We start from the raw sequence: 14,930 nt of genomic DNA on the forward strand, positions 1-14,930 counted from the left end.
ATGGCGTGGAATCAGCCCGGTAATAACGGACAGGACCGCGACCCGTGGGGGAGCAGCAATAACAATGGCGGCAACTCTGGCGGTAACAATAAAGGCGGTCGCGATCAAGGGCCACCGGATTTAGATGATATCTTCCGCAAGCTGAGCAAGAAATTGAGCAGCTTGGGCGGGGGCAAAGGCTCCAACAGCAATAACAGCGGTGGCACGGGTTCTGCCGGGCCAAACTTCAGTGGCCGAATTATCGGTATTGCTGCGGTTGCGGCGGTAGTGATCTGGGCCGCAAGCGGTTTCTATACCATCAAAGAAGCCGAGCGCGGTGTGGTAACACGCTTTGGTAAGTTCAGCCATCTGGTACAGCCGGGCCTGAACTGGAAACCGACCTTCATTGATGAAGTACGTCCGGTGAACGTGGAATCGGTGCGTGAACTGGCAGCCTCCGGCGTGATGCTGACGTCCGACGAAAACGTGGTGCGCGTAGAAATGAACGTGCAGTACCGCGTGACCGATCCGGCAGCTTATCTGTTCAGCGTGACCGATGCCAATGACAGCCTGAGGCAGGCCACTGACAGTGCGCTGCGTGGCGTTATCGGCAAATACACCATGGACAAGATCCTGACCGAAGGCCGTACCATCGTGCGTAGCGACACTCAGCGTGTACTGGAAGAAACCATTCGGCCGTACAAAATGGGGATCACTCTGCTGGACGTCAACTTCCAGGCTGCACGTCCGCCGGAAGAAGTGAAGGCCGCGTTTGATGATGCGATTGCCGCACGTGAGAACGAACAGCAATACATCCGTGAAGCGGAAGCTTACGCTAACGAAGTTCAGCCGCGTGCTAACGGTCAGGCGCAGCGTCTGTTAGAAGATGCCAGAGCCTATGAAGCCCGTACGGTTCTGGAAGCTCAGGGTGAAGTGGCGCGCTTTGCCAAACTGTTGCCGGAATACAAATCTGCACCGGAAATTACCCGCGAGCGTCTGTATATCGAAACCATGGAAAAAGTCCTGAGCCATACCCGCAAGGTGCTGGTGAATGACAAAGGTAATAACAATCTGATGGTGTTACCTCTGGATCAGATGTTGCGTGGCCAGACCGGTAAAGCGGCGACCGAAGGCAGTAAAGATACCAGCCTGATTCGTCTCAACCCAGCTCCTTCTACCAGCAATACGGCAGATGCGGGCACCAGTAGCACCAGCGCAGGTTCGATCATGGACCAACGCCGGGCAAATACGCAGCGTAGCGACAACACTCGCGTAGGGAGAGAATAATCAATGCGTAAGTCTTTCATAGTTATCGTCGCTGTGGTGCTGGTAGCACTCTATACCTCAATGTTTGTGGTACAGGAAGGCGAGCGTGGTATCGTGCTGCGTTTCGGCAAAGTACTGCGCGACAACGAAAACAAACCACGGGTGTATGCGCCGGGTCTGCACTTCAAGATCCCGTTCGTTGAAACCGTGAAAAGGCTGGATGCACGTATCCAGACCATGGATAACCAGGCCGATCGCTTCGTTACCAGCGAGAAGAAAGACCTGATCGTCGACTCTTACCTGAAATGGCGTATCAGCGATTTCAGCCGCTACTACCTGGCCACCGGTGGTGGTGATGTTTCTCAGGCGGAAGTGCTGCTGAAACGTAAGTTCAGTGACCGTCTGCGTTCTGAGATTGGTCGTTTGGACGTGCGTGATATCGTCACCGACTCACGCGGCCGCCTGATGGCCGACGTGCGTGATGCGCTGAACACCGGTACCGTTGGTGACGGTGAAGAAGCCGTGACCACGGAAGCGGATGATGCTATCGCTACTGCCGCAGCGCGCGTTGAGCGGGAAACCACGGGCAAGCAACCAGCCGTTAACCCGAACAGCATGGCGGCACTGGGGATTGAAGTGGTTGACGTGCGGATCAAGCAGATCAACCTGCCGGCTGAAGTGTCTGATGCGATCTTCCAGCGTATGCGTGCAGAGCGTGAAGCGGTAGCCCGTCGTCACCGTTCGCAAGGCCAGGAAGAAGCCGAGAAGCTGCGCGCCACTGCCGACTACGAAGTGACCCGTACGATCGCGGAAGCGGAACGGCAGGCACGTATCACCCGCGGTGCCGGTGATGCAGAAGCGGCCAGACTGTTCGCCGCAGCCTTCAGCCAGGATCCGGATTTTTATGCTTTCATCCGTAGCCTGCGTGCTTATGAGGCCAGCTTTGGCCCAGGCAACCAGGACGTGATGGTGCTGAGCCCGGACAGCGATTTCTTCCGCTACATGAAATCGCCGGAACCTACGCGCAACAGATAATGCCAGCATAGTGATATCAGGGGCCCGTTAATCGCGGGCCCTTCTTATTGGGGGAAGATATGAATTCGACGATCTGGCTGGCGCTCGGGCTGGTTTTGGTATTAGAAGGGTTGGGACCGATGCTGTTTCCACAGGCTTGGCGCAAAATGATCCTGGCGATGACGCAGTTACCAGATTCCACACTGCGGCGTTTTGGCGGTGGAATAGTGGTTGCAGGCTGTGTGATCTACTACATGTTGCGTAGCCGCGTAGGGGTTTAAAGTTTAGCCGAAAAAGTATGCAATCGTATGCTAAAAGTGCTGAAACTCAAGAATTACGATGGTAGAATCCATTTTTAAGCAATCGGTGATTTTGAAAATGGGTAAGAACGTCGTCGTACTGGGCACCCAATGGGGTGACGAAGGTAAGGGTAAGGTCGTAGACCTGCTGACTGAACGGGCTCAATATGTTGTGCGCTACCAAGGTGGCCATAACGCTGGCCACACTCTGGTTATCAACGGTGAAAAAACCGTTCTTCATTTAATTCCCTCAGGCATCTTGCGTGAAAACGTCACCAGCATCATCGGCAACGGTGTGGTTCTGGCCCCCGATGCGTTGATGAAGGAGATGGGTGAACTCGAAGCGCGCGGCATCCCGGTACGCGAACGTCTGTTACTGTCCGAAGCCTGCCCGCTGATCCTGCCTTATCACGTTGCGCTGGATAACGCGCGTGAAAAAGCACGCGGCGCGAAAGCGATCGGCACCACCGGTCGTGGTATCGGCCCGGCTTATGAAGATAAGGTGGCTCGCCGTGGCCTGCGCGTGGGCGATCTGTTCGACAAAGCCACTTTCGCTGTGAAGCTGAAAGACATCATCGATTATCACAACTTCCAGTTGGTTAACTACTACAAAGTAGACGCCGTCGACTACCAGAAAACGCTGGACGACGTGCTGGCGGTTGCCGACATCCTGACCGCGATGGTGGTTGATGTTTCCGAACTGCTGGACGGTGCGCGCAAGCGTGGCGATCTGATCATGTTCGAAGGCGCGCAGGGCACGCTGCTGGATATCGATCACGGTACCTATCCGTACGTCACCTCTTCCAACACCACCGCAGGTGGCGTGGCTACCGGTTCAGGCATTGGCCCGCGTTATGTGGACTACGTGCTGGGCATCGTGAAGGCCTATTCTACCCGCGTAGGCGCAGGCCCGTTCCCAACCGAGCTGTTCGACGAAACCGGCGAATACCTGTGCAAGCAGGGTAACGAATTTGGCGCCACTACCGGCCGTCGCCGTCGTACCGGCTGGCTGGATGCGGTCGCGGTGCGTCGTGCGGTGCAGATCAACTCCTTGTCCGGCTTCTGCCTGACCAAGTTGGACGTGCTGGACGGCCTGAAAGAAGTGAAGATCTGTGTGGCTTACCGTATGCCAGATGGCCGCGAAATGACCACCACGCCGTTGGCCGCAGAAGGTTGGGAAGGCATTGAGCCGATCTACGAAACCCTGCCAGGCTGGAGTGAGACCACTTTTGGTGTGCAAGAGCACAGCAAACTGCCACAGGCAGCGCTGAACTACATCAAGCGCATTGAAGAACTGACGGGTGTACCGGTAGATATTATCTCGACCGGCCCAGATCGTAGTGAAACCATGATTCTGCGTGACCCATTCGACGCGTAATCATTTGCTACCCCATCACACAAACCGGGCACTGTCCCGGTTTGTTTTTCTCTGCGATAGTGGTTCCACATCAAAAAATCCTTTCATTCTGCTAGTTAAGAGCCTTCCCAGCGCTAAATAATTAGCTGCGAACTCTCCGGCTGGTTTATTATCCAAGGGAGTCATCCCAAATCAGTCAAGTAACCTGATACCCAGAGGTAGACGTGCAGTTAACAAGTTTTACTGATTATGGCCTGCGGGCATTGATCTACCTGGCATCATTGCCAGCGGACAAAATGACCAGCATCTCGGAAGTGACGGAGGTGTACGGCGTTTCACGCAACCATATGGTAAAAATCATCAACCAGTTGAGCCGCGAAGGCTTTGTCACCGCCGTGCGTGGCAAAAACGGTGGCATCCGGTTGGGTAAACCGGCTGAAACCATCCGCCTTGGCGATGTGGTGCGCGCCTTGGAACCGCTTTCGCTGGTTAACTGCAGCCGCGAGTTTTGCCATATCACCTCAGCCTGCCGCCTGAAGCAGGTGCTCTACCAGAGCGTACAAAATTTCCTTGAAGAGCTGGATAAGCATACTTTGGCCGATATGGTTGAGGAAAATCCGCCGCTCTACAAGCTGTTGCTTGTTGAATAAAGCGTCGCTGAGAACACAAGGCTCAGCGACACCCTGCTGATGACAACGGAGGAACCTCAATGTCACAAGATCCATTCCTGGAACGAGAAGCAGAAAAATACGAATCCCCAATCCCGAGTCGTGAATTTATCCTGGCCCATTTGGCGAAACGTGAAACGCCGGCCAGCCGCGAAGAGTTGGGCAATGAACTGAATTTGTCCGGTGAAGAACAGTTGGAAGCGTTGCGTCGTCGCCTGCGGGCGATGGAGCGTGACGGGCAGTTAGTGTTTACCCGCCGCCAGTGCTATGCGCTGCCGGAGCGCCTGGATCTGCTGCGTGGCACCGTGATTGGGCACCGCGACGGCTTCGGCTTCCTACGCGTTGATGGCCGCAAAGACGATCTCTATCTCTCCGCTGAACAGATGAAAATGGCGATCCACGGCGACGTGGTGCTGGCACAACCCTTGGGTGAAGATCGCAAAGGCCGCCGCGAAGCGCGTATCGTGCGCGTGCTGGTGCCAAAGACCAGCCAGATCGTTGGCCGTTACTTTACCGATGCCGGTACCGGTTTTGTGGTGCCGGATGATGGCCGCCTGAGCTTCGATATCCTGATCCCTGCCGATTCCATCAGCGGTGCGCGCATGGGCTATATGGTGGTGGTGGAACTGACCCAGCGTCCAACGCGCCGTACCAAAGCGGTTGGCAAGATAGTCGAAGTTCTGGGTGATAAAATGGGCACCAGCATGGCGGTGGATATCGCACTGCGTACCCATGAGATCCCCCATACCTGGCCACCACAGGTGGAAAAACAGGTGGCCGATCTCAGCGAGCAAGTACCAGAGGCTGCCAAGAAAGGGCGTGTCGATCTGCGCCATCTGCCGCTAGTGACTATCGACGGTGAAGATGCCCGTGACTTCGATGATGCCGTGTTCTGTGAGAAAAAACGCGGTGGCGGCTGGCGCCTGTGGGTGGCCATTGCCGACGTCAGTTATTACGTGCGCCCGCGTACCGCACTGGATGACGAAGCCCGTGCCCGTGGCACCTCGGTCTATTTCCCGTCTGAAGTGGTGCCGATGCTGCCGGAAGTGCTGTCCAACGGCCTGTGCTCGCTGAACCCGCAGGTCGATCGCCTGTGCATGGTGTGTGAGATGACCATCTCCGCTCAGGGCAGGCTGTCTTCGCACAAATTCTACGAAGCGGTGATGAGTTCCCATGCGCGTTTAACCTATACCAAAGTCTGGCATATTCTGCAGGGCGATCAGGATCTGCGTGAGCAGTATCATCCGCTGGTTAAGCATCTGCAGGAACTGCATGCGCTGTATAAAGTATTGGATCAGGCGCGCGCCGAGCGCGGTGGTATTGCCTTCGAAACTGAAGAAGCCAAGTTTATCTTCAACGCCGAGCGGCGCATTGAGCGCGTGGAGCCTACGGTACGTAACGACGCGCACAAGCTGATCGAAGAATGTATGATCATGGCGAACATCGCTGCCGCGCGTTTTGTGGAAAAGAACGGCGAACCGGCGCTATTCCGCGTGCACGATCGCCCAAGTGACGATCACATCACCGCGCTGCGTAGCGTGTTGAGTGAGTTGGGCCTGACGCTGGGCGGGGGTTTGAAGCCGCAGCCGAAAGACTACGCCACCCTGATGGATGAAGTGGCGGATCGCCCGGATCGTGAAATGCTGCAAACCATGTTGCTGCGTTCAATGAAACAAGCGATCTACGATCCAGAAAACCGTGGTCACTTTGGCTTGGCGCTGGCGTCTTATGGCCACTTCACTTCACCGATCCGCCGTTATCCGGATCTGTCATTACACCGTGCCATCAAGTACCTGCTGGCTAAAGAACATGGTGAGCAGAAAGAGCGCTGGACGCCGACCGGCGGCTGGCACAGCGACTTTGAAGAGATGCTGCAACTGGGCGCACATTGCTCGATGACCGAGCGCCGTGCGGATGAAGCCACGCGTAACGTAGCCGACTGGCTGAAGTGTGACTTCATGCAGGATCATGTCGGTGAAGTGTTCAGCGGCATTATTGCCAGCGTCACCGGTTTTGGCTTCTTTGTCCGCTTGAACGATCTGTTTATCGACGGTTTGGTGCACGTATCGACGCTGGATAACGATTACTATCGCTACGATAATATTGGCCAGCGGCTGATCGGCGAGTCTTCAGGCGTGGTTTATCGCTTGGGGGATACGGTAGAGATCCGCGTTGATGCGGTGCATATGGACGAGCGCAAGATCGACTTCGCACTGGTCTCCAGTACCCGTAAACCGCGTGGTGAAGGCAAAACTGAACGCGAGCGCGCCAAAAACGGTGGCCAGCGTACCCTGCGTGATGGTGCCGGTGCGGGGCGTTCTCAGGCCAAGCCAAAGCGCCGTGGCGGCAAACCACCGGCCAACTTTGAGCCGGACAGTGCCTTTCGCAAAGAAGGGGCCAAACCTGCCGATAAGGTGAAGAAAGACAAAAAGGCGAAAGCCAAAAAACCGTCTGAAAAAACCAAAAAGATAGCGGCAGCGACCAAAGCCAAACGCGCCAGCAAGAGCAAAGGTGCTGCGCAGGGTTAACCGGCAGCACGTTATTATCCCCGGCCGGGTTTCCCCCGGCCGCACAGTTAAAAGAGCATCATGAGCGAAATTATTTACGGTATTCACGCCGTCAAAGCCCTGTTAGAGCGCGATCCACAACGCTTCCTGGAAGTGTTTATTCTCAAAGGGCGCGACGATCGTCGCCTGCAACCGCTGATTGCCGAACTGGAAGCGACCGGCATTGTGATCCAGGTGGCTAACCGCCAATGGCTGGATGAAAAGGCGGAAGGCGCGGTTCATCAGGGAATCATCGCGCGGGTGCGTGAAGGGCGCAAATATCAGGAAAACGACTTGCCGGGCCTGCTGGAAAGCGTTGCAACCCCCTTCCTGCTGGTGCTGGACGGCGTGACCGATCCGCATAACCTCGGTGCCTGTCTGCGCAGCGCCGATGCGGCCGGAGTGCATGCGGTGATCGTCCCGCGCGATCGCTCTGCGCAACTGAACGCGACGGCAAAGAAAGTGGCCTGCGGTGCGGCGGAAAACGTGCCGTTGATCAGCGTCACCAATCTGGCGCGTACTTTGCGTCTGCTGCAAGAGATGAATATCTGGATCGTGGGGACTGCCGGTGAGGCCGACCATACGCTGTACCAAAGCAAAATGACCGGGCCGATGGCGCTGGTGATGGGGGCTGAAGGTGAAGGTATGCGTCGTTTGACCCGCGAGCATTGCGATGAACTGATCAGTATCCCGATGGCGGGCACGGTTTCTTCGCTCAACGTTTCGGTGGCTACCGGGATCTGTCTGTTTGAAGCGGTGCGTCAGCGTAGCTGATATACTCGTCATACTTCAAGTTGCCTGGGTGTTGGCTGCGTCCGTTCGCACCAGTCACATAGTGAGCTATGCTCCTGGCGACTCTCGGACTTGCCGCCTACATGCAACTCGAATTATTTAGAGTATAACGTTATCTCAGGGGCGGGGATTCTCCGCCTCTATCTCCAATCTTCCATCTTGTGATCCCGTCTCCGGCAGAAATCCCCTCAACGACCATAATGACCTTGATAGTTAATCAGGGAGTCAAACAATGGTCTGGAATACGCATACGGTTTTCAACCAGCCCAAGCCCTTGGGCAACAGTAATCTTTTTCTTTCTGATACGCCGCTGCGTGAAGCGGTGCAACGTGAGCAGGCCAACTGGGATCTTGACGTTCTGGCCTCTCTCGGCCAACAGTTAGGCACACAGGAGTCGTTGGAGTTGGGGCGATTGGCTAACGCCAACCCGCCGGAGCTGCTGCGCTACGATGCCACCGGGCAGCGCCTGGATGATGTGCGTTTTCACCCTGCCTGGCACATTCTGATGCAAGGGCTGGTGGCTAATCGGGTTCATAATCTGCCGTGGCAAGAAGATGCGCGCCTGGGCTCTTTTGTTGCCCGCGCGGCGCGTTTTGTGTTGCATGCGCAGGTTGAGGCCGGAACGCTTTGCCCCATCACCATGACTTTTGGTGCCATTCCCTTATTGCAGCGCTCGCTGCCGTCGGCCTTTCAACCTTGGCTGGCCCCGCTGCTCTCCGATCGTTATGACCCCCATTTGCTGGCGGGAGGGCAAAAACGCGGTTTGCTGATTGGTATGGGGATGACCGAAAAGCAGGGGGGATCGGATGTTCTGAGTAATACCACGACCGCAGTGCCGCTTGGCGGGCGGGGTAACGGTGAAGCCTATCGATTGGTGGGGCACAAATGGTTTTTTTCAGTACCGCAAAGCGACGCCCATCTGGTGCTGGCGCAAACAAAAGGTGGGCTGTCTTGCTTTTTCCTGCCGCGTATTCTGCCGGATGGCACGCGCAATGCGGTGCGGTTAGAGCGATTGAAAGACAAACTGGGTAATCGCTCCAATGCCAGCAGTGAAGTGGAGTTTCAAGATGCCACCGCTTGGCTGCTGGGGGATGAAGGTGACGGCGTGCGGCACATCCTCAAAATGGGGGGAATGACGCGTTTTGATTGCGCGCTGGGTAGCCATGGCCTGATGCGGCGGGGATTGTCGGTAGCGTTGTATCATACGCTACAGCGACAGGCGTTTGGTAAAACGCTGATTGAACAACCGCTGATGCGTCAGGTGCTCGCCGGTATGGCATTGCGCCTTGAAGGGCACACGGCGTTGCTGTTCCGGCTGGCGCGTGCCTGGGAAACCCGCAACAACGAGGGGGAGGCGATTTACAGCCGCCTGTTGACGCCAGCCGCCAAATACAGCCTCTGTCGCCAAGGTGCGCCGTTTATCGCTGAAGCGATGGAAGTGCTGGGGGGAATCGGCTATTGCGAGGACAACGAATTGCCACGGCTGTATCGTGAAATGCCGGTCAACAGCATTTGGGAAGGCTCCGGCAATATTATGTGCCTGGACGTTTTGCGCAGCCTGCATAAATTACCGGGCGCGCGCGAGGTGTTGCAGCATGAGCTTGCCGCCGTGCGTGGGCAGAATCGCCTGTTCGATCACGCCTGGCGGCAGTGGCAGCAGCGTATGCGCCAGCCACGTGAAGAAATGGGGCGTTTGCTGACCCAGCAACTGTTCGACTTATGCTGTGCTGCACAGTTGTTGCAGCATAGCCCCCCGCCTGTTGCCGAGGCCTGGTGCCATTTAACGCTGGATCATCGCGGCGAGAGCCTGTTGCCGAATAACGTATGCGATACGCTGCTGAACCGAGCGATGGGGGCATAAAGATTCAACGATAAAGAATCGCCTGTGAGTACCATTGACCAGGCACGATGGTATCGCTGTTCATGATGATCAGGTAATAACGTGCGCCGCTGGCGTTAGCTTTGCGCTGGATCTCGGCTTCCACGTCCATCGGGCTGCCGCGCAGCTGCGTGCTGATGGTAGCCATTTTTTCCAGCCCAGCGCTTTGCATTCGGGTAATTTGCTGCGCCTGCCCGGTGGGTGTCGGCTTGGGCGTGGCGTTAGACTGGCTGCAGCTTGCGAGCAGGTTGATCAGCAGCAGGGGTATTACGGCACGGGAAAGATTCATGGCAGGCCTCGGAAAATCCTCTTCAGTTATTCAGTGTAACGCAATCATTTGTTATACCCTCTATGCTTGGCAACACCCAATGGATTCTAAGGGGAGAATAAATGGTAGAGATGCATGATGAACGAGCAGGGGATATCGCTGTGATCCACGCGGTGCCTGCAGGGCAGTATGAGCAACCGTTACCGACAGTCTTTTTCTATCACGGCTATACCTCCTCGAAAGAGGTGTATGCCTATTTCGCTTATGCGCTGGCAAAAGCCGGTTTCCGTGCGGTAGTGCCGGATTGCGAGATGCACGGCGAGCGTTTTGACGGCAACGAAGCGCGGCGGTTGGCACATTTTTGGCAGATCCTGAAAACTAACGTCGATGAACTGCCTGAGCTCCACGCGTGTTTTGCGCAACGTGGGTTGATTGCCGGGCAGCGTGTCGGTGTGGCTGGCGCTTCAATGGGCGGCATGACTACCTTGGGGGCGTTCACTCGTTATCCTTGGATCAGGGCCGCCGCCAGCCTGATGGGATCCGGCTATTTCACTTCGCTGGCCCAGACGCTGTATCCCCCTTTGGATGATCAAGGCCAGCCGTTGGACGAAGCCACCTTTGCAGCACGCATCGCGCCGCTGGCCGATTATAGTGTTGAACATCATTGGGAGAATATCGCCGGGCGGCCGCTGTTGCTCTGGCACGGCGAAGCGGATGATGTGGTGCCAGCGGCGGAAAGTGAGCGTTTGGCCAGCGATCTGCGTCTGCACGGGGTGAGCCAGCGGTTAACCTATCTTACCGAAGCGGGCGTTCGGCATCGCATTACGCCCGGTGCGTTGGCTGCCACGGTCACCTTTTTCCAGCGCTCACTGTAAACTCGCCACTGGAAGAGGGGCAATATGGCTTTTCCTACGGGTAAATACGGCTATTTGCCCCGAGGGCTGCAATAAATCCCACTCTCTCCTTGAGTTTCCCCCCTTGCGCCAGTATGATTACGCGTCATTTTTCAGCCGCACACACATACACGTTCCTTGCTTCCATGGGCCGCGGTTGACCCTGACAGGAGGCTGAATAATCCGTAAGGAGCAATTCGATGCGTCATTACGAAATCGTTTTTATGGTCCATCCTGACCAAAGCGAACAGGTTCCGGGCATGATCGAGCGTTACAGTGCGACTATCACTAACGCGCAAGGTCAGATTCACCGTCTGGAAGACTGGGGCCGCCGTCAGCTGGCTTATCCGATCAACAAACTGCACAAAGCTCACTACGTTCTGCTGAACGTTGAAGCTCCGCAGGAAGCGATCGATGAGCTGGAAACTAACTTCCGCTTCAACGACGCCGTTATCCGTAGCATGGTTATGCGCGTTAAGCACGCGGTAACTGAAGCATCTCCAATGGTTAAAGCGAAAGACGAACGCCGTGGCGATCGCCGCGATGATTTCGCTAGCGAAACCGCTGATGATGATGCTGGGGATTCTGAAGAGTAATTGCCGCTGTGACGGCTAATCGTCTGGTGTTGTCTGGCACAGTGTGCAAAACGCCGGTGCGAAAAGTGAGTCCTTCCGGCATACCCCACTGCCAATTTGTGCTTGAGCACCGCTCAGCACAGGTAGAAGCCGGATTCAGCAGACAAGCCTGGTGCAGAATGCCCGTGGTTGTCAGCGGACAACAGTCACAAGCTTTAACTCAAAGATTAACGGTCGGCAGTCAGGTAACCGTTCAAGGCTTCGTTAGTTGCCATCAAGGGCGCAACGGGCTGAACAAATTGGTCCTGCATGCCGAGCAGATTGAATTGATAGATTCTGGAGACTAGCCAAATGGCACGTTATTTCCGTCGTCGCAAGTTCTGCCGTTTCACCGCGGAAGGCGTTCAAGAGATTGACTATAAAGACATCGCTACGCTGAAAAACTACATCACTGAAAGTGGTAAGATTGTCCCGAGCCGTATCACCGGTACTCGTGCAAAATATCAGCGCCAGCTGGCCCGTGCTATCAAGCGCGCGCGCTACCTGTCTTTGTTGCCGTACACTGATCGTCATCAGTAATCGGCCACTGTCCATTAACGACTTTGAGAGGATAAGGTAATGCAAGTTATTCTGCTTGATAAAGTAGCAAACCTGGGCAGCCTGGGTGATCAAGTTAGCGTTAAAGCGGGTTATGCCCGTAACTTCCTGGTACCACAGGGCAAAGCTGTTCCTGCTACCAAGAAAAACGTAGAGTTCTTCGAAGCACGCCGTGCTGAACTGGAAGCCAAACTGGCTGACGTTCTGGCTGCTGCCGAAGCTCGCGCAACCAAGATCAACGAACTGGGTTCAGTCACCATCGCGTCTAAATCAGGCGACGAAGGTAAACTGTTCGGCTCTATCGGCACCCGCGACATCGCTGACGCAGTCACTGCGGCAGGCGTTGAAGTTGCCAAGAGTGAAGTTCGTCTGCCGAACGGCGTTCTGCGTACCACGGGTGAGCACGAAGTGCACTTCCAGGTACACAGCGACGTGTTCGCACAGCTGAATGTAGTGGTGGTTGCAGAAGCTTAATCGCGACTGTGAGCCAAGTTAAAACGCCAGCCTTGTGCTGGCGTTTTGCTTTTCTGCGCTGGGCAAAACGCGCTACTCTGTGCCATCCGTTGGCAAGGAGAAGCGCAACATGGCAGAAATCAACCTACAGCGAGTTTATGATTTTAGCGTTCCGGCACCGGAGTATTGCTACCTGATCGATCGGCTGTGGCCGCGTGGCGTCAGTAAGGAAAGGTTGCAGGGCGTGGTCTGGCTGAAGCAGGTTGCACCGGATAATGCATTACGCCAGTGGTTTCACCAGCATACCGACCAGTGGGATGAGTTCGAGCGGCGTTACCGTCAGCAATTGGCAGAAAACGACGCCTGGCAGCCGCTGGTGGCGTTATTACGGCAAGGCGCATCCTTAACGTTGTTGTATGGCAGCAAGGATACACAGCACAACCAGGGCGTTGTACTGCGTGATTTCCTGTTGGATCAGATGGGGGGCTAACGCAGGCGGCGGTAGCTGCCATCGGGCTGGCGGCGGAACAGGGCTTCGCTGTTATCGGCCGCAGTGACGGACAGCGCGGTTATCACACCGTTGGCATCACGTTCGATACGCACTTCCTGCCCGGCTTTGAGATTGCTGAGCGGTTTATCGCTGCCTTCAACCTGCGCCATGGCAAACACGTCACTCACGGGCAGGCTGCTGTCACGAAACAGTTGCGCCAAGGTCTGGCCTGGTTTGATCTGATAGCGCTGCCAGTTGCCACTTTCAGGCCGTGTGGCCGTTTGTTCTGCGTTATTGCCCATCAGTTCCGCCTGCAACGGTATGTTGTTCTCTTGGAGAGTCACCGGGAACTGGCGTGGGGCGTTATCGTCAGAATACGGCCATAGCAAAGCAAGCAGCAGGATGGCGCCAAAAACGAGCACCCAGCGGCGGTGAAAATTGGGCAGTGGCTCCATCCAGTGGAAACTGTCTGGCAGATGCCATACTTTCAGCCACAGGGCTTTGAGCTGCTGCCCTTTGCCGTTTGGCGCGGGTGGCTGCAAGTCCGTCTCTTCTGGCGTTTCCGGGAGCTCTGTCTTTGGTGCCGTGCCGGGTTTCAGGCGCAGGCTCAGATTCAGATTCAGCCAGCTACGCAGCAGCGGCTGGTAGACTCGGGTGGTTTTCCTTCTCCTGGGCGCGATTCTGCCCATGGTGACCTCTCTTCAACTGCGTAAAAATGCCACTGTACATAATGGGTTACTGTTAATAACAGTATACCCTTCATACTTCAAGTTGCTTGGGTGTTGGCTGCGTTACTCGGCCCATATTGGGCCTCGCCCCTTCGGGGCCGCTGCAAGCAGCGTTCAAATCTGCTTGCGCAGATTTGTCACTCACCCCAGGAACGATCTTGAGTAAGCTCCTGGGGGTTATGAGCCTCAGAGAGGCTCACCCTGCGGGCCAGCGCAAGCGCTGTTCAAATCGGTCAAAGACCGATTTGTCGCTCAGTTGCCGCCTACAAGCAACTCGAATTATTTTGGGTATATACCCTTCAAAGCGGTTGATATAATAGCCCGCTAACTGTTTGAGGTGGAAGGCGGTGAAGGGTTCAACAACCAAGAACGTTAAAAGAAAGTTATTGTTTCTTTTTCCACGACAAAAGTCATCATTCTCGACACAAGATTTTACCCGGCTTGGCGGCGCTGTTATGCTGCACTTTCGACTTTTTAGAGACTAAAGGAAAAATCCCAATGACAACCCCTTCTTTTGACAGCGTTGAAGCGCAAGCAAGCTACGGGATTGGTTTACAGGTCGGCCAGCAGTTGCAAGAATCCGGTCTGGAAGGTTTACAACCGGAAGCGTTGCTGGCGGGCCTGAGTGATGCGCTGGAAGGGAATGCCCCGGCGGTTCCGGTTGATGTGGTGCATCGCGCACTGCGTGAGATCCATGAACGTGCGGATGCCGTGCGTCGTGAGCGTCAGCAGGCGATGGCCGTTGAAGGCCAGCGCTTCCTGGAAGATAACGCCAAGCGTGATGATGTGACGTTAACCGAATCTGGCCTGCAGTTTTCCGTGCTGGAACAGGGTAATGGCCCAATCCCATCCCGCCAGGATCGCGTGCGTGTGCATTACACCGGCCGCCTGATTAACGGTGACGTTTTCGACAGCTCTGTTGAGCGTGGCCAACCGGCGGAATTCCCGGTTAGCGGCGTGATCCCCGGCTGGATCGAAGCGCTGACGCTGATGCCCGTCGGTTCCAAATGGCAGCTGTATATTCCGCACGATCTGGCCTACGGCGAGCGTGGCGCTGGTGCATCTATCCCGCCATTCAGCGCGCTGATCTTTGAGGTCGAGTTGCTGGAAATTCTGTAAGTCATGC

The 14,930-nt window shown here is 55.7% G+C and carries 17 protein-coding genes; 15 read left to right on the forward strand and 2 right to left on the reverse strand.

What is annotated here, in order from left to right:
• The 8 genes from hflK to WG891_RS02460 all read left to right on the forward strand — a co-directional run bounded on the left by hflK (position 1) and on the right by WG891_RS02460 (position 9,782).
• Positions 1 to 1,266 carry an FtsH protease activity modulator HflK gene (gene hflK, locus WG891_RS02425; RefSeq protein ID WP_076943059.1) on the forward strand — a complete coding sequence of 422 codons (1,266 nt, stop codon included), beginning with the start codon at positions 1 to 3 and terminating at the stop codon, positions 1,264 to 1,266.
• 3 nt (positions 1,267 to 1,269) lie between these two features.
• Positions 1,270 to 2,280, forward strand: a complete 1,011-nt coding sequence (gene hflC / locus WG891_RS02430) for a protease modulator HflC (protein WP_337261468.1) — start codon at positions 1,270 to 1,272, stop codon at positions 2,278 to 2,280.
• A gap of 59 nt (positions 2,281 to 2,339) precedes the next feature.
• Complete coding sequence (locus WG891_RS02435; RefSeq protein ID WP_337261467.1) at positions 2,340 to 2,540, forward strand: DUF2065 domain-containing protein; 201 nt, start codon at positions 2,340 to 2,342, stop codon at positions 2,538 to 2,540.
• A 97-nt stretch (positions 2,541 to 2,637) separates the two neighbouring features.
• On the forward strand, positions 2,638 to 3,936 hold the full coding sequence (locus tag WG891_RS02440; protein ID WP_337261595.1) for an adenylosuccinate synthase: 1,299 nt from the start codon (positions 2,638 to 2,640) through the stop codon (positions 3,934 to 3,936).
• A 203-nt stretch (positions 3,937 to 4,139) separates the two neighbouring features.
• Entirely contained in the window at positions 4,140 to 4,565 is a 426-nt protein-coding gene (gene nsrR, locus WG891_RS02445; RefSeq protein ID WP_337261466.1) for a nitric oxide-sensing transcriptional repressor NsrR, read from the forward strand.
• 59 nt (positions 4,566 to 4,624) lie between these two features.
• Positions 4,625 to 7,111, forward strand: a complete 2,487-nt coding sequence (gene rnr, locus WG891_RS02450) for a ribonuclease R (RefSeq protein WP_337261465.1) — start codon at positions 4,625 to 4,627, stop codon at positions 7,109 to 7,111.
• A gap of 60 nt (positions 7,112 to 7,171) precedes the next feature.
• Positions 7,172 to 7,903, forward strand: a complete 732-nt coding sequence (gene rlmB, locus WG891_RS02455; RefSeq protein WP_337261464.1) for a 23S rRNA (guanosine(2251)-2'-O)-methyltransferase RlmB — start codon at positions 7,172 to 7,174, stop codon at positions 7,901 to 7,903.
• A gap of 250 nt (positions 7,904 to 8,153) precedes the next feature.
• Positions 8,154 to 9,782, forward strand: a complete 1,629-nt coding sequence (locus WG891_RS02460; RefSeq protein ID WP_337261463.1) for an isovaleryl-CoA dehydrogenase — start codon at positions 8,154 to 8,156, stop codon at positions 9,780 to 9,782.
• A 4-nt stretch (positions 9,783 to 9,786) separates the two neighbouring features.
• Here the strand turns inward: WG891_RS02460 and bsmA are convergent, their stop codons facing one another.
• The gene (gene bsmA, locus WG891_RS02465) at positions 9,787 to 10,089 is read right to left on the reverse strand and encodes a biofilm peroxide resistance protein BsmA (protein ID WP_337261462.1); all 303 of its coding nucleotides are present in this window, start codon (positions 10,087 to 10,089) and stop codon (positions 9,787 to 9,789) included.
• 101 nt (positions 10,090 to 10,190) lie between these two features.
• Here bsmA and yjfP point away from each other — a divergent pair, with 101 nt between their 5' ends.
• The 6 genes from yjfP to WG891_RS02495 all read left to right on the forward strand — a co-directional run bounded on the left by yjfP (position 10,191) and on the right by WG891_RS02495 (position 13,076).
• Positions 10,191 to 10,943 (forward strand): esterase, encoded by a 753-nt coding sequence (gene yjfP / locus WG891_RS02470; RefSeq protein ID WP_337261461.1) that lies wholly within the window; start codon positions 10,191 to 10,193, stop codon positions 10,941 to 10,943.
• A gap of 218 nt (positions 10,944 to 11,161) precedes the next feature.
• Positions 11,162 to 11,557, forward strand: coding sequence for a 30S ribosomal protein S6 (gene rpsF / locus WG891_RS02475; RefSeq protein WP_037404458.1), 396 nt, complete (start codon positions 11,162 to 11,164; stop codon positions 11,555 to 11,557).
• An 8-nt stretch (positions 11,558 to 11,565) separates the two neighbouring features.
• On the forward strand, positions 11,566 to 11,883 hold the full coding sequence (gene priB, locus WG891_RS02480) for a primosomal replication protein N (protein WP_076943052.1): 318 nt from the start codon (positions 11,566 to 11,568) through the stop codon (positions 11,881 to 11,883).
• Between the two features lie 4 nt (positions 11,884 to 11,887).
• Entirely contained in the window at positions 11,888 to 12,115 is a 228-nt protein-coding gene (gene rpsR, locus WG891_RS02485) for a 30S ribosomal protein S18 (protein WP_000135199.1), read from the forward strand.
• 39 nt (positions 12,116 to 12,154) lie between these two features.
• Positions 12,155 to 12,607: a 50S ribosomal protein L9 gene (rplI, locus tag WG891_RS02490; RefSeq protein WP_076943051.1), complete on the forward strand. Its 453-nt coding sequence runs from the start codon at positions 12,155 to 12,157 to the stop codon at positions 12,605 to 12,607.
• A gap of 109 nt (positions 12,608 to 12,716) precedes the next feature.
• Positions 12,717 to 13,076, forward strand: coding sequence for a DUF488 domain-containing protein (locus tag WG891_RS02495; RefSeq protein WP_337261460.1), 360 nt, complete (start codon positions 12,717 to 12,719; stop codon positions 13,074 to 13,076).
• Here WG891_RS02495 and WG891_RS02500 read toward each other — a convergent pair.
• A complete protein-coding gene (locus tag WG891_RS02500; protein WP_337261459.1) occupies positions 13,073 to 13,765 on the reverse strand; it encodes an OapA family protein in 693 nt (230 codons plus the stop codon). The genes WG891_RS02495 and WG891_RS02500 overlap by 4 nt on opposite strands.
• Positions 13,766 to 14,302: 537 nt before the next feature.
• On the opposite strand from WG891_RS02500, the gene fklB reads away from it, so the two are divergent.
• Positions 14,303 to 14,923 carry an FKBP-type peptidyl-prolyl cis-trans isomerase gene (fklB, locus tag WG891_RS02505; protein WP_076943048.1) on the forward strand — a complete coding sequence of 207 codons (621 nt, stop codon included), beginning with the start codon at positions 14,303 to 14,305 and terminating at the stop codon, positions 14,921 to 14,923.
• The last annotated feature ends 7 nt before the right edge of the window (positions 14,924 to 14,930 follow it).

The sequence above is a fragment of the Serratia sp. MMO-28 genome (genome assembly GCF_037199905.1).
GTDB lineage: Bacteria > Pseudomonadota > Gammaproteobacteria > Enterobacterales > Enterobacteriaceae > Chania > Chania oryzae.

Coding starts and splice junctions, on each gene's coding strand:
- hflK (WP_076943059.1), top strand. CDS start 1: ATGGCGTGGAATCAGCCCGGTAATAACGGACAGGACCGCGACCCGTGG.
- hflC (WP_337261468.1), top strand. CDS start 1,270: ATGCGTAAGTCTTTCATAGTTATCGTCGCTGTGGTGCTGGTAGCACTC.
- WG891_RS02435 (WP_337261467.1), top strand. CDS start 2,340: ATGAATTCGACGATCTGGCTGGCGCTCGGGCTGGTTTTGGTATTAGAA.
- WG891_RS02440 (WP_337261595.1), top strand. CDS start 2,638: ATGGGTAAGAACGTCGTCGTACTGGGCACCCAATGGGGTGACGAAGGT.
- rnr (WP_337261465.1), top strand. CDS start 4,625: ATGTCACAAGATCCATTCCTGGAACGAGAAGCAGAAAAATACGAATCC.
- rlmB (WP_337261464.1), top strand. CDS start 7,172: ATGAGCGAAATTATTTACGGTATTCACGCCGTCAAAGCCCTGTTAGAG.
- WG891_RS02460 (WP_337261463.1), top strand. CDS start 8,154: ATGGTCTGGAATACGCATACGGTTTTCAACCAGCCCAAGCCCTTGGGC.
- bsmA (WP_337261462.1), bottom strand. CDS start 10,089: ATGAATCTTTCCCGTGCCGTAATACCCCTGCTGCTGATCAACCTGCTC.
- yjfP (WP_337261461.1), top strand. CDS start 10,191: ATGGTAGAGATGCATGATGAACGAGCAGGGGATATCGCTGTGATCCAC.
- rpsF (WP_037404458.1), top strand. CDS start 11,162: ATGCGTCATTACGAAATCGTTTTTATGGTCCATCCTGACCAAAGCGAA.
- rpsR (WP_000135199.1), top strand. CDS start 11,888: ATGGCACGTTATTTCCGTCGTCGCAAGTTCTGCCGTTTCACCGCGGAA.
- rplI (WP_076943051.1), top strand. CDS start 12,155: ATGCAAGTTATTCTGCTTGATAAAGTAGCAAACCTGGGCAGCCTGGGT.
- WG891_RS02495 (WP_337261460.1), top strand. CDS start 12,717: ATGGCAGAAATCAACCTACAGCGAGTTTATGATTTTAGCGTTCCGGCA.
- WG891_RS02500 (WP_337261459.1), bottom strand. CDS start 13,765: ATGGGCAGAATCGCGCCCAGGAGAAGGAAAACCACCCGAGTCTACCAG.
- fklB (WP_076943048.1), top strand. CDS start 14,303: ATGACAACCCCTTCTTTTGACAGCGTTGAAGCGCAAGCAAGCTACGGG.